Genomic DNA, 11934 nt, shown 5'->3' on the forward strand with positions numbered 1-11934 from the left:
GAACCTCCTCAGTGGCCGACGGTCACGCGGGCGATGTCGATCGAGTCGTCCTCGGGCCGCCAGGCGCCGAGGATCTGCGCCGCCTGCCCGATCCGCACCCGCGACAGGTCCGAGGTGAGCGCGCCGCCCAGATACGATGCGGTGGTCGTCTCGGCGACGATCCGGCCGACCACGGCGTGGTCGTGATCGCCGTGCGTCATGTGCAGCCGGTCCTTGGCGATGCCGCGGATCGTGCAGTGCAGGTTGACGATGTTGACCCACACCGCGTCGGCCGCGACCGTGCCGTCCGGCATGTCCACCCCGCGCGCGTACAGCCCGTCGCCGACCCGGATCGCGTCCGCGGTGGTGGGCCGCAGCTTCCACACGCTGGTCGCGTTGGTCAGCTGGATCAGGTGCTGGTCGCCGTACGACCCGGCCACCTCGAGCACGCTGCCGTTGATCGCGGTGATCCGCCCCTCGGCGAAGGCCGATGTGGAGATCGCCGGATCCAGTGACGGCGACGGCGCCGCGAACGCCGCGTCCGCGTCGATCCCGCCGAGCGCGGTCGCCCCGACGATGGTGGCGCCGCCGATCGCCGCGGTGGTGAGGAACCGCCTGCGGCCGAGCCCCTGATCCTGCCCGCGGCCTTCGCCGCCGTTCCTGGTGCTCATGGCGTCCCCCTCACTCGTAGATGTAGACGGGCAGCTTGCCGGAGCTGAGGTTCCCGATCGCCGAGAAGGCCGACGGAGTCAGGTCGATGACCCGGTTGGTGCGGCAGGCGCCGCCGCAGCAGGCCGACTCGCCGCAGAAGCTCTTGGTGCGCGGCCCGCAGTCGGCCACGGTCACGCACACCGTGGCGCCGGAGCACTGGTGCTTGACGTTCATCACCGAGCCGCAGCCGCGCCGCGCGATGCTCTCGCCGCACAGGTCGGGCCTGGTGATGTCGAAGCAGGCGGCCGAGGCGTTCGGCCACGCGGCCTGGTGCGCGTTGGACTGGCAGGTGCCGCACGCGCCGGTGCCGGCGCTGCCGCAGGGGCCCCAGCCGCCGCCGCAGCAGAACCAGGTCGTCTCACCCGCCCAGAGGCTGGTCGTTCCACAAGCCATCTCGAATCCCTTTCACTCGCGCGGTCTTGTGACCTGCGCATGACAATGACCGACACGGCGCCGTGGGGGTGGTGCCGTGGCGGGTGGGGGCGGTTCGCGATGTTACGTGTGCATGACAATTAGAGCGGACCGTCCGGATGCCGGACCGGCCGCGGGAACACCGCCATGATGCGCGTTTCTACGCGCGTCCGCCAGAGGGCGTGGAGGGACGGGAGTGACATGGCCGGCATGGCTGAAATCGTCATAGGACTGTCCTTGCCGCCATCCTCCGCACCGGCCGACGATGGACGCATGACCACCCGACGCGTCGTCTTCGCCGTCTTCCCCGGCTTCCAGATCCTCGACCTGGCCGGACCGCACGAGGTCTTCGTGGGGGCCGGCCGGCTCGCGCCGGAGGGCGACGGCTGGACGGTGGACACGGTGGCGGCGGCCCCCGGGCCGATCGCGAGCGGCGGCGGCATCGTCGTCTCGCCGACCCTGACCGCCGACGAGGTCGCGGGACCGGTGGACACGCTCATCGCCGTCGGCGGCGGGGGCGTCCACCGGGCATGCGAGGACACCGCGTTCGTGGAGTGGTTCGCACGGACGTCCCGGCGCGCCCGGCGCACCGCCTCGGTGTGCAGCGGCGCCTTCCTGCTCGGCGCGGCGGGACTGCTCGAAGGGCGGCGCGCGGTCACCCACTGGTCGCGCTGCGACGAGCTGGCCCGCATCTTCCCCGGCACCACCGTGGACCCCGACCCGATCTTCGTCAGGGACGGTGACATCTGGACCTCGGCGGGCGTCACCGCCGGGATCGACCTCGCGCTCGCCATGGTCGAGGACGACCTCGGGCCCGAGGCCGCCAGGACGATCGCCAGGCACCTGGTGATGTTCGTCCAGCGGCCGGGCGGCCAGGCCCAGTTCAGCACCCAGCTGGCCGCCCGGCGGCCGTCCAGGTCACCGCTGCGCGAGGTCCAGGACTGGATCGCCGACCACCTCGGCGGGGACCTCGGCGTGCCGGCGCTGGCCTTCCGCGCCGGGATGAGCGAGCGCAACTTCACCCGGGTCTTCCGCGCCGAGACCGGCAGTACCCCCGCCGCCTACGTGGAGAGCGCCCGGATCGAGGCCGCCCGCCGGCTGCTGGAGTCCACCGCCACCACCGTGGAGGCGGTCGCCCGGCAGTGCGGCTTCGGCACCGCGGAGACCCTGCACCGCAGCTTCAAGCGGAGCGTCCGGATCACTCCGGGCGAGTACCGCAGGCGCTTCTCGGGCCACCGGGCGCCGGCCGCCGTACCGGAGGCAGCCGGCTGACCGGCGCCGCCACGCACCCCTTCACCGCACCCCTTCACCCGCGCCCCACCACACACCGCGCCGCCCTTCAGCCGCGCCCGAACATCACACGCGTCCCACTCCACCCACGTTCCACCGAACCGAAAGGCCGGATGCCATGCGCATCGTCTTCCCGATCTTCGACGGCTTCACCGCACTGGACGCCGTCGGCCCCTACGAGGTGCTGCGGATGCTGCCCGAGGCGGACGTCGTCTTCGCCGCCCGTACCCCAGGACCGGTCACCGACGGCGCGGGCCTGCTCACGCTGACCGCCACCGCGGCCTTCACCGAGGTCGAGACCGCCGACGTCCTGGTCGTCCCCGGCGGCCCCGGGGCCCGGCGGGGCCTGGCGGACGAGGCGCTGCTCGACTGGATCCGCCGGATCGACGCGGGCACCCGGTGGACCACCTCGGTGTGCACCGGATCGCTGCTGCTCGGCGCGGCCGGGCTGCTCAAGGGCCTGTCGGCGACCACGCACTGGAGCGCCGTGGACCTGCTGGAGTCCTACGGCGCCACGTACACCGCGGAGCGGGTGGTCACGCAGGGCAAGATCGTCACCGCGGCCGGGGTCTCCTCCGGCATCGACATGGCGCTGCGGCTGGCCGACCTGATCGCCGGCCGGGTGGCGGCCGAGGCGTTCCAGCTGGCCATCGAGTACGACCCGCAGCCGCCGTTCGACGCGGGCTCGTTCGCCAAGGCGCCGCAGGCCGCCAAGGACTACCTCAAGGCGGCCCGCTAGGCGCCGGGCCGCTTCCGGTCCTGGGCCGCCGCGCCGCGGCCGACCGACTCCACCAGCGGCAGCACGCGGTGCGGGACCCGCTCGCGCAGCGCTATCTCGGTGGTGGTCCTGAGCACGCCGGGCAGCCGGCCGAGGCGCTGGACGATGTCCTCCAGGCGGGCGTTGTCCGGCGCCACCACCCGGCTGGCCAGATCGCAGCCGCCGGTGATGGAGTACGCCTCGACGACCTCGGGGACGGCGGCGAGCGCCGCGGCGACCTCGTCGAGCCGCCCCTGGGTGACCTCCAGCCGGACGAAGGCCAGTACCGGGTGGCCGAGGGCGGCCGGCGAGACCCGGGGTCCTGCGGCGGTGGTCACACCGTCCCGTTCCAGCCGCTCCAGCCTGGCCTGGAGCGTGCCGCGGGCCACGCCGAGGATGCGGGCGTACTCACGGACGCTGGTCCGCGGCTGTTCCAGCAGCAGCCGCAGGATGCGGGCGTCCAGAGCATCGACGGCCATGGGCGGCGGGCCCCCTTCGGTATCGGTGAGATGGTTTGATCACCGTACTGACGGTTCGGGCGGGAACGATCAGTTCAAGCCACCGGCATGCCAGCCGTCCATGCGCCGGGCATATAGCGGCCCCGGCGCCACCCGCACGGGGACCCGGGGGCGACGCCGGGCGCGTCAGGTACTACTCTCGGCCGCCGTACAGAAAACAGGCGGAAGAGGTACGGCAGTGACCGGGCACGCTTACATCGGGTCGTTCACGTCGGCGGGTGGTCGCGGGCTGGTCGCCGCGGCCGTCGATCCCGGATCGGGAGCGCTCACGGCGCTCGGGGAGACCGCCGAGGTGCCCAACCCGTCGTTCCTCGCGCTGTCGGAGGACCGGCGCACGCTGTACACCGTCAGCGAGACGGAGCCGGAAGGCGCCGCCGCAGCGTTCTCGCTGGCCGACCCCGCCGCCCCGCGGCTGCTCGGCGCCCCGGTGCCGGTCCGCGGCGCCTCGCCCACCCACCTCGCGGTCCACCAGGGCCACCTGCTGACCGCCGACTACGGCTCCGGCGGCGTCAGCGTGCTGGCCATCCGGCCGGACGGCTCGCTCGGCGAGGTGCGCTCGGTGCTGGAGCACGAGGGCGACGGCCCGAACAAGGGGCGCCAGGAGGGCCCGCACGCGCACGCCGTGCTCTCCGACCCCACCGGCCGCTGGGCGGTCAGCGTCGACCTGGGCACCGACTCGGTACGGGTCTGCGAGCTGGACGCCGCCACCGGCGAGCTGGAGATCGAACGGGAGCTGGGCCTGCGCTCGGGCATCGGCCCGCGGCACCTGGCGTTCCACCCCGACGGCGGCCACGCCTACGTGATCAACGAACTCGACTCCGTGCTGACCGTCTGCCGCTGGGACCCCGAGATCGGCAGCCTGCGCCCGCTCGGCGGCACCCGCGTGCTACCGGACGGCGTCCAGGGCGAGAACTACCCGTCGGAGCTGGTCGTCGCGCCCGACGGGCGGTTCGTCTGGGTGGCCAACCGAGGCCACAACAGCATCGCGGTGCTCTCCATCGACGAGACGGGGGAGCAGGTGGAACTGGTCGACACCGTCGACTGCGGCGGCGACTGGCCGCGCCATCTGACCCTGGACCCGTCGGGGCGCCGGCTCTACGCCTCCAACGAGCGCTCCGGCGACGTCACCTGGTTCGAGGTCGATCCCGGCACCGGCATCCCCAAGCAGTCCGGATCGCTGCCGGCCCCGGCGGCGTCCTGCGTGCTGTTCCTCTGATCAGCCGACTTTCTGACCCGCTGACCCGCTGACCGGCTGGCCGAGCAAGCCGGCAGCACCGGCCGGAACGCCGAAGCGGCGGGCGGTCCCCCGTACAGGGACCGCCCGCCGCTTCGGCGTTCTGAGCGTTTCGACCTCTGGGCGCCTCAGTGCGCGGGAGCGCCCTGCGGCTGCTCCGGCGCGATGCCCAGCGCCGCCGCGTAGTGCGTGACCACCAGCTTGCCGACCGCCGGGTACGGGCCGAGCGCGTCGGCGCCCGAGCAGCCCGCCTCGGCCGCCGCGGTGTGCAGCAGCTGCGGGGCGATCTCCGGGCCGATCAGGTACGGGGCGAGCGCCAGCGTGCCGGAGCCGGAGGAGCGCAGCTGCTCGGCGGCCCTGCCGATCGCACCGTCCTCGTCGAGGGCCGCGGCGAGCACCGGCACCGCCAGCCGCGCGGCCAGCAGCAGCCCTGTCACGCCCGCGGCCTGGGCCGCCTCCTCGCCGCCGACGGTGGCCAGGATGATGCCGTCGGCCGCCGTGGCGACCGTGAACAGCCGGGCCCGGTCGGCGCGCGCCAGACCGGCCTCGGAGAGCCGTACGTGCACCGCCTCGGCGAGCAGCGGGTGCGGGCCGAGCACGTCGGTCAGCTCCACCTGCGCCTTGCTGTCGGCGATGGCCTGCCGGATCCTGCGCAGCACCGACGCCTCGGGGCCGGCCAGCAGCGGCACCACCACGGCCGCCGTCTCCTCGCCCGACCGCTCACCGGCGATCTGGTCGAGCACCGTGCGAAGGCTGGGGAACTCCGGGTCCTCGCTGTCGACGAAGCCGATCCGCGGATCGAGCCCGGACAGCTCGGAGCGGGCGATGCTCACGACCTCCTCGGCCAGGCTCAGCGTGGCGGAGGACGGCGTGCCGGGAACGGCGAGAAGCAGCACCGGCGCGCCCTCAGGCGCGGCGAGCGCTTCCGGCCGGCGGTGGCGCCCGGTCTGGCGCGGACGCGGCATACGAACGGGGAGACCGGAGGCGGGCCCTGTGGCAGTGCTCATGGCGACGAATGCTAACGCCTGGCGGTGGCGTGATGTCGAAGTGGGTACGAGCTGTGACAGACCTGTCCGGAACTGTCCGGTTCAGGTTTCACCTTGGGTCACCGGACGATCCGTAGCAGTGCCGGATCGGTCGGCAGCGGGAGGTCGTCGCGCCGCACCGCGCCCGCGATGAGCAGCGCCCCGTCCAGCGGGCTGCCCGCGGCCGGCACCAGTTCGGCGTCCGGCAGCAGCCACTCGGCCTGGTCCCGGAGCGGCCCGAGCAGCGGCTCGCCCATCTTGAACAGCCCGCCGGTCAGCGCCACGTCGACCGCGCCGGGCCCCGGCCGTACCGCGGCGGCCGACTCCAGGATGTGCGTGGCGGCCCTGCGCAGGATCTCCGACGCCACCGGGTCGGCCTCGGCGCAGCGCGCCACCTCGGGCGCGAACGACGCCAGCACGGCCGGCCGGTCGGCCCGCGGATAGAGCAGGCCCGGCAGCATCTCCATCTCCCCGAACCGTTCCCGCGCGCGGGCCAGCAGAGCCGCGGAACCGCCCGCCCGGCCGTCGTGCGCGCGCATCGCCGCGTCGAGGCCCGCCTGGCCGATCCAGGAGCCGCCGCCCGCGTCGCCGAGCAGATGGCCCCAGCCGTCCGCCCGCCGCCAGCCGGTGCCGTCAGCGCCGGTGCCCAGCGCGATCATGCCGGTGCCCGCGGCCACCACGACGCCGGGGCGCAGGCCGAGCGCGCCCGCGTACGCCGTCACCGCGTCACCGGCCAGTGCCAGGGCGCGCACGCCCAGGCCGTCGGCGAGCGCGGCGGGCAGTACCGCCCGCAGGTCGTCGCCGAGGGTGGCCATGCCGGCCGCGCCGACGCAGGCGGCGCCGATCGAATCAGCGCCGGCCGCCACCATCAGGTCGCGCGCCAGCGGCAGCGCGAGGCCGAGCAGGCTCGCCGCGTCGATGCCGCGCTCACCGATCAGCGCGGGCCGCGCCGACACGGCGACCGGAGAGGCCGCCGAGCCGTCGGCGCGGCAGATCGCCACCCGTACGCCGGAGCCGCCGGAGTCGACCCCCAGCACCCAGTCGGTGCCGGCGGGGACGGGGGAGGAAGAGGAGGCGGAGGCGCGGGGCGGAGGTGCGGGCGGCACGGATCAGCCAAGCCCGCGCGAGTCCTGCTTGAGCGCGGTGTCAACGGTGAGCGCCGAGGCGACGACCATGCTCAGCAGCGGATCGACCAGCGGCCGGTGGATCTGCAGGACGTAGTTGTCGGCCGTGGTGAACATGGTCTTCGCCAGGCCCTCCCAGGTCTTGGTGATCCTGGCGATCTCGGTCTCGGTGTGGTCGACGATCGCGAAGTTCCACGCCCGCCAGTTCTCGGCCTTGATCGCACCGATCTGCTGGCCGTTGTACATGAACGCGAACTTGATCTTGCCGAACGCGTTCTGCTGCACGATCTCGCCCAGCGGCTCGCCGTTGGCGCGGTGCACCAGCACCTTGGACTTCACGAACTTCGCCGGCCGGGTCAGCACCAGCTGCGGCTGCCCGTGCGCGTCCCTGACCTCCAGCTTGTGGGTCAGGAACTGGTCCACGCTGGAGACGAACCGCAGCACCTTCTTCGCGGTGCTCTGGCCGATCTCCACGACCGAGCCCAGCGTGTTGCCGTTCTGGTCGAAGACGCTGTACTCGTTGACCAGCTCGATGAGCTTGGCCTTCTGGTTCACCACCAGGACCGGTTCGCTGAACAGGCTGCCGCCGCCGAACGAGGTCGGGGCCACACCGGCCTGCTGCTGCACCTGGCGCTGCACCTGGGCCGGCTCGGGCGGCCGGCTGACGTTCAGCTCCCAGGCGCTGCCGCCTTGCTGCTGCTTGGGCAGCTGCCCCTGCGGCACCTGACCGGGGTTGGTGTGCTCGGTCCAGTTGGTGCCGTCCCAGTACCTGAGCAGGTTCGGAGTGCCTTGCGGGTCGGCATACCAGCCCGCCGGGGTATTCGAATGCGTGGTCACCCGGGCAGCGTACCGGCAAGTTCCGCTCAGGGGAGCTGCCAGTTCACCGGCTCCGCGCCCTGCCGCGCCAGCAGGTCGTTGGCCCGGCTGAACGGCCGGGAACCGAAGAAGCCGCGGTCGGCCGACATGGGGGAGGGGTGCGAGGACTCGATCGCGGGCAGCTCGCCCAGCAGCGGCCGCAGGTTGCGGGCGTCCCGGCCCCACAGGATCGAGACCAGCGGCCGGCCGCGGCCGGCCAGCGCCCTGATCGCCTGCTCGGTGACCTCTTCCCAGCCCTTGCCGCGGTGCGCGGCGGGACGCCGGGGCGCGGTGGTCAGCGCCCTGTTCAGCAGCAGCACGCCCTGGCCGGTCCACGGGGTGAGGTCGCCGTTGGACGGCCGCGGCACCCCGAGGTCGCTGCCCAGCTCCCGGTAGATGTTCTCCAGGCTGCCGGGCAGCGGCCGTACGTCGGGGGCCACCGCGAAGCTCAGGCCGACCGCGTGGCCAGGGGTCGGGTACGGGTCCTGGCCGACGATCAGCACCCGCACGTCGTCGAAGGGCTGCTGGAACGCGCGCAGCACGTTCGCCCCCGACGGCAGGTACGTTCTGCCCGCCGCGACCTCGGCCCGGAGGAAGTCCCCCATGGCCGCGATCCGGCCCGCCACGGGTTCGAGCGCCTTCGCCCAGCCCGCCTCGACGATCTCGTGCAATGGTCGTGCTGTCACGATCCGTCACTCTACTGGCTCAACAGCCGTGCCGTGGACGGCGATCCGGCGGCCGGCGCCTGTGCGTGGACCGGATCAGGGCGTGGACTGGATCAGGGCGCGGGCCGGATCGGGGCGCGGGCTCAGACCTTCGCCGCGCGCGGGAACGCCCTGGCGTACTGCGGCGGCACACTCGGTACGGCGCCCAGCTCGGCCGCCGCCTGCCGCGGCCAGTCGGGCCGCCGCAGCAGCTCCCGGCCGAGCAGCACCGCGTCGGCCTGCCCGGAGGCGAGCACCTCCTCGGCCTGCGCGGTGCCGGTGATCTCGCCGACCGCGGCCACCGGCAGGTCCGTCTCGGCCTTCACCCGCGCGGCGAACGGCACCTGGTAGCCGGGGCCGGTCGGGATGCGCACCCCGGCCGCGTTGCCGCCGGTCGAGACGTCCAGCAGATCGACCCCGCGGGCCAGCAGCTCCTTGGCCAGCCGGACGGTCTCGTCCGGGGTCCAGCCGCCGTCCGGCAGCCAGTCGGTGGCCGAGATCCGGAAGAACAGCGGCAGTTCGGCCGGCCACACGGCGCGGACCGCGTCCACCACCTCAAGGGCGAACCGGCTGCGGTTCTGGAAGCCGCCGCCGTAGGAGTCGGTGCGGTGGTTGCTGTGCGGGGAGAGGAACTCGCCGATCAGGTAGCCGTGCGCGCCGTGTAGCTCCACCACCTGGAAGCCGGCCGCCAGCGCCCGCTGGGCGGCCTCCGCGAACTGCCGCACGATCTGCTGGATCTCCGGCACCGCCAGCTCGTGCGGCACCGGGCTCGCGTCGGAGAACGGCACCGGGCTCGGGCCGAGCGGCTGCCAGCCACCGCTGTCCGCGGTCAGCGCGCCGCCGCCGGCCCAGGGGCGGTCCGTCGACGCCTTGCGTCCCGCGTGGGCGAGTTGGGTGCCGATGAGCGCGCCGTGCTCCTTGGCGAACCGGGTGATCCGGCTGAACGCGGCCACCTGGTGGTCGTTCCAGATTCCGAGGTCGGCCGGGCTGATCCGGCCCTCGGGGCTGACCGAGGTGGCCTCGGTCAGGATCAGCCCGGCGCCGCCGACCGCTCTGGCCGCGTAGTGCGCGAAGTGCCAGTCGTTGGGCGCCCCTTGGTCCGGACCCTCGGTGGCGGCCGAATACTGGCACATCGGTGCCATCCAGATCCGGTTCGCGGCGGTCAGCGATCGCAGGTCGAAGGGTTCGAACAGGGCGCTCATGGCACTCTCCTCGGCGAAGGTCCGGTCGGCATGGCTGCGTCACGGCATGGGTGTGGCGGGGATACGGCACGGGTACGGCGGCGTCCCGGCGGATCCGCCGGGGCCCGTTCCACGGTAGCCGCCCTAGTACGGCAGACGTCAAACTACGGCAGGCATCGTAATATGACGTTCATGACAGCCTCCCCGCCGTCCCCTGACGTGTCCGCGGCCGCCGGCCGTGCGCTGGAGCATCCCGCCGCCGCCGACATCCGGCTGGAGGAGGTGCTGCACGCGCTCTCCGACCCGATGCGGCTGCTCGTGCTGTGCGCCCTGGACGGCGCGGAGGGCGAGGTGGCCTGCTCGGACGTCCCGCTGCCGGTCAGCAAGTCCACCACCACGCACCACTTCCGGGTGCTGCGCGAGGCGGGCGTGATCACCCAGGTCTACCGGGGCACCTCGAAGATGAACGCGCTGCGCAGGGCCGACCTGGACGCGCTCTTCCCCGGTCTGCTCGACGGCGTCCTCGCCGCCGCCGGCCTCCAGGCCCGGCGGCTCGCCGCCGCAGGGGAACGGGACCGCTGATCAGCGAACCGGCCCGCGGGCGGCCGGGGTGATCGCGTACTCCTCGGTGTCGGGCGGCGGCGAGCCCGCCGACCAGGCCAGCCCGTAGCGCTGGAACAGCTCCGCGCGCAGCCGGGGCATCGGCATCGGGGCGCCGGGCAGCAGCAGCGCCACCGTCGCCCCCATCAGCAGCGCCCGCAGCAGCCGGTACTCCTCCTCCGGCTCCACGGCGCCCCAGCGGACCACCGACTCGCGCAGCAGCGCGGCCAGCCGCTGCTGCTCGGGGCACTGGATGAAGCCCTCCTCCTGGAGGATCGACGCCATATGGGTGCGCATCAGCGTGGTGTGCGTCTGGGTCAGGCCGAGGATCGCGTCGATCGCCCGGGCCAGGATCTCCTGGCCGTCCTCGGTGCGCGGCTCGCGCTCGAGGGCCGCGGCCAGCTGCTGGTTCATCAGCCGGTGCACCGCGGACTGCAACAGCGCGCGCTTGCCGGAGAAGTAATAGGAGACCAGGCCGCGTGCCGAGCCGGCGCGCTGGGTGATGTCGGCCAGCGTGGTGGCCTCGTATCCGCGCTCCTCGACCAACTCCAGCATCGCCTGCAACAGTCGTTGCCGCGATCGCTGTCGCATCGCTTCATTGACCGACGCGCTCCGAGGGGACATTATTTACTCCATGCGTTGACTGGCTACGAGCCAATATACTCAGCGCAGCCAGCCGGGCAGTGGCCTGAGCTGGCACGGGGACCGGCGCCGGTCCCGGCGATGCGGGGGTTCGTCGGGGCCGGCGTCCGGTGTGTGCGGGGCCCCGTCCCCTCTTCGCACCCCGTCAAGCAGGCCCGGAGGGCCGGGCCGCCTCCTGCTCGCCGAATCGCCGCTCGTCCAACGAGTCAAGCACCGGGCGCAGCGCCTCCGGCCGCTCCGCGACCGGCAGATGGTCCACCAGGAAGAGCGGGCAGCCCAGTGCCGCCGCCCCCGAGTCCGACCGCCGGTCGTCGCCGACCATCAGGGTGCTCGCCGGGTCGGAGCCCAGTGCTTCGCAGGCGATCTCGAAGATCCGCGGGTCCGGCTTCTGCGCGCCGACCTCGTAGCTCAGCACGTAGGAGTCCACCAGGCCGTCAAGTCCGTGCTGCCGGAAGACCGGGCGCAGGTCCCAGCCGATGTTGCTCACCACCGCGACCGGCACCCCGCGCTCACGCAGCGCGCGCAGCACCCCGGCGGTGTCCTGGTACGGCTGCCAGGCAGCGGGCGTCATGTGCCGGTCGTAGAGCGCGTCGTGGACGTCCCACGGCAGCTCGGCGGTACGGGACATGGCGGTGTGCGCGGCCCGGTGGTGCTCGGCGGTGAGGTCGCGGATCGCCCAGATCGGCGCCAGGTCCGGCGTGGGACCCACCGGCGCCTCGCCCGACCTGCCGCCGGGCTGCGCGCCCGCCCGGTCCAGCCGCAGCGCGCAGGCGGCCACCTCGTCCTCCGCCGCCTCGATGCCCCGCGCGTCGAGCACCGCGCGCAGCCATGCCTGGCTGGACTCGATGCGGAACAACGTGCCGGAGAAGTCGAACATGCAGGCGGTGAGGGTCATGTGTGCCT

General features: G+C 73.5%; 14 protein-coding genes. 4 read left to right on the forward strand and 10 right to left on the reverse strand.

The annotated features are described in order from the left end of the window. Nucleotides 1-8: 8 nt before the first annotated feature. Together ACQPW6_RS36230 and ACQPW6_RS36235 are read right to left on the reverse strand one after the other, a co-directional pair. On the reverse strand, nucleotides 9-650 hold the full coding sequence (locus ACQPW6_RS36230; protein ID WP_433893967.1) for a cell wall protein: 642 nt from the start codon (nucleotides 648-650) through the stop codon (nucleotides 9-11). 10 nt (nucleotides 651-660) lie between these two features. Next, nucleotides 661-1083, reverse strand: coding sequence for a hypothetical protein (locus tag ACQPW6_RS36235; protein WP_433893968.1), 423 nt, complete (start codon nucleotides 1081-1083; stop codon nucleotides 661-663). A 291-nt stretch (nucleotides 1084-1374) separates the two neighbouring features. Between ACQPW6_RS36235 and ACQPW6_RS36240 the strand changes: the two genes are divergently transcribed. Together ACQPW6_RS36240 and ACQPW6_RS36245 are read left to right on the forward strand one after the other, a co-directional pair. After that, nucleotides 1375-2373: a GlxA family transcriptional regulator gene (locus ACQPW6_RS36240; RefSeq protein WP_433893969.1), complete on the forward strand. Its 999-nt coding sequence runs from the start codon at nucleotides 1375-1377 to the stop codon at nucleotides 2371-2373. A 136-nt stretch (nucleotides 2374-2509) separates the two neighbouring features. Next, complete coding sequence (locus tag ACQPW6_RS36245; protein ID WP_433893970.1) at nucleotides 2510-3130, forward strand: DJ-1/PfpI family protein; 621 nt, start codon at nucleotides 2510-2512, stop codon at nucleotides 3128-3130. Here ACQPW6_RS36245 and ACQPW6_RS36250 read toward each other — a convergent pair. Beyond that, nucleotides 3127-3627, reverse strand: a complete 501-nt coding sequence (locus tag ACQPW6_RS36250; protein ID WP_433893971.1) for an Lrp/AsnC family transcriptional regulator — start codon at nucleotides 3625-3627, stop codon at nucleotides 3127-3129. The genes ACQPW6_RS36245 and ACQPW6_RS36250 overlap by 4 nt on opposite strands. A 217-nt stretch (nucleotides 3628-3844) precedes the next feature. Here ACQPW6_RS36250 and ACQPW6_RS36255 point away from each other — a divergent pair, with 217 nt between their 5' ends. Continuing rightward, a complete protein-coding gene (locus ACQPW6_RS36255) occupies nucleotides 3845-4882 on the forward strand; it encodes a lactonase family protein (protein ID WP_433893972.1) in 1038 nt (345 codons plus the stop codon). 146 nt (nucleotides 4883-5028) lie between these two features. Here ACQPW6_RS36255 and ACQPW6_RS36260 read toward each other — a convergent pair whose 3' ends face one another. From ACQPW6_RS36260 to ACQPW6_RS36280, 5 genes are all read right to left on the reverse strand, one after another. Next, nucleotides 5029-5907 (reverse strand): sirohydrochlorin chelatase, encoded by an 879-nt coding sequence (locus ACQPW6_RS36260; protein ID WP_433893973.1) that lies wholly within the window; start codon nucleotides 5905-5907, stop codon nucleotides 5029-5031. A gap of 98 nt (nucleotides 5908-6005) precedes the next feature. Then, on the reverse strand, nucleotides 6006-7031 hold the full coding sequence (locus ACQPW6_RS36265; protein WP_433893974.1) for an N-acetylglucosamine kinase: 1026 nt from the start codon (nucleotides 7029-7031) through the stop codon (nucleotides 6006-6008). Nucleotides 7032-7034: 3 nt separating this feature from the next. Next, complete coding sequence (locus ACQPW6_RS36270; RefSeq protein ID WP_433893975.1) at nucleotides 7035-7886, reverse strand: phospholipid scramblase-related protein; 852 nt, start codon at nucleotides 7884-7886, stop codon at nucleotides 7035-7037. A 26-nt stretch (nucleotides 7887-7912) separates the two neighbouring features. Beyond that, entirely contained in the window at nucleotides 7913-8590 is a 678-nt protein-coding gene (locus ACQPW6_RS36275; RefSeq protein WP_433893976.1) for a uracil-DNA glycosylase, read from the reverse strand. A gap of 122 nt (nucleotides 8591-8712) precedes the next feature. Beyond that, nucleotides 8713-9810: an NADH:flavin oxidoreductase/NADH oxidase gene (locus tag ACQPW6_RS36280; protein WP_433893977.1), complete on the reverse strand. Its 1098-nt coding sequence runs from the start codon at nucleotides 9808-9810 to the stop codon at nucleotides 8713-8715. Nucleotides 9811-9981: 171 nt separating this feature from the next. Between ACQPW6_RS36280 and ACQPW6_RS36285 the strand changes: the two genes are divergently transcribed. Next, nucleotides 9982-10371 carry an ArsR/SmtB family transcription factor gene (locus ACQPW6_RS36285; RefSeq protein ID WP_433893978.1) on the forward strand — a complete coding sequence of 130 codons (390 nt, stop codon included), beginning with the start codon at nucleotides 9982-9984 and terminating at the stop codon, nucleotides 10369-10371. Here the strand turns inward: ACQPW6_RS36285 and ACQPW6_RS36290 are convergent, their stop codons facing one another. Both ACQPW6_RS36290 and ACQPW6_RS36295 read right to left on the reverse strand, forming a co-directional pair. Beyond that, complete coding sequence (locus ACQPW6_RS36290; protein ID WP_433893979.1) at nucleotides 10372-10980, reverse strand: TetR/AcrR family transcriptional regulator; 609 nt, start codon at nucleotides 10978-10980, stop codon at nucleotides 10372-10374. A 196-nt stretch (nucleotides 10981-11176) separates the two neighbouring features. Continuing rightward, the gene (locus ACQPW6_RS36295; protein ID WP_433893980.1) at nucleotides 11177-11926 is read right to left on the reverse strand and encodes an HAD-IA family hydrolase; all 750 of its coding nucleotides are present in this window, start codon (nucleotides 11924-11926) and stop codon (nucleotides 11177-11179) included. Nucleotides 11927-11934 lie beyond the last annotated feature (8 nt).

This window comes from Streptomyces sp. CA-111067 (genome assembly GCF_050956065.1).
In the GTDB taxonomy this organism is placed as follows: domain Bacteria; phylum Actinomycetota; class Actinomycetes; order Streptomycetales; family Streptomycetaceae; genus Actinacidiphila.

Coding starts and splice junctions, on each gene's coding strand:
- ACQPW6_RS36245 (WP_433893970.1), top strand. CDS start 2,510: ATGCGCATCGTCTTCCCGATCTTCGACGGCTTCACCGCACTGGACGCC.
- ACQPW6_RS36290 (WP_433893979.1), bottom strand. CDS start 10,980: ATGCGACAGCGATCGCGGCAACGACTGTTGCAGGCGATGCTGGAGTTG.
- ACQPW6_RS36240 (WP_433893969.1), top strand. CDS start 1,375: ATGACCACCCGACGCGTCGTCTTCGCCGTCTTCCCCGGCTTCCAGATC.
- ACQPW6_RS36250 (WP_433893971.1), bottom strand. CDS start 3,627: ATGGCCGTCGATGCTCTGGACGCCCGCATCCTGCGGCTGCTGCTGGAA.
- ACQPW6_RS36260 (WP_433893973.1), bottom strand. CDS start 5,907: ATGAGCACTGCCACAGGGCCCGCCTCCGGTCTCCCCGTTCGTATGCCG.
- ACQPW6_RS36235 (WP_433893968.1), bottom strand. CDS start 1,083: ATGGCTTGTGGAACGACCAGCCTCTGGGCGGGTGAGACGACCTGGTTC.
- ACQPW6_RS36285 (WP_433893978.1), top strand. CDS start 9,982: ATGACAGCCTCCCCGCCGTCCCCTGACGTGTCCGCGGCCGCCGGCCGT.
- ACQPW6_RS36295 (WP_433893980.1), bottom strand. CDS start 11,926: ATGACCCTCACCGCCTGCATGTTCGACTTCTCCGGCACGTTGTTCCGC.
- ACQPW6_RS36280 (WP_433893977.1), bottom strand. CDS start 9,810: ATGAGCGCCCTGTTCGAACCCTTCGACCTGCGATCGCTGACCGCCGCG.
- ACQPW6_RS36230 (WP_433893967.1), bottom strand. CDS start 650: ATGAGCACCAGGAACGGCGGCGAAGGCCGCGGGCAGGATCAGGGGCTC.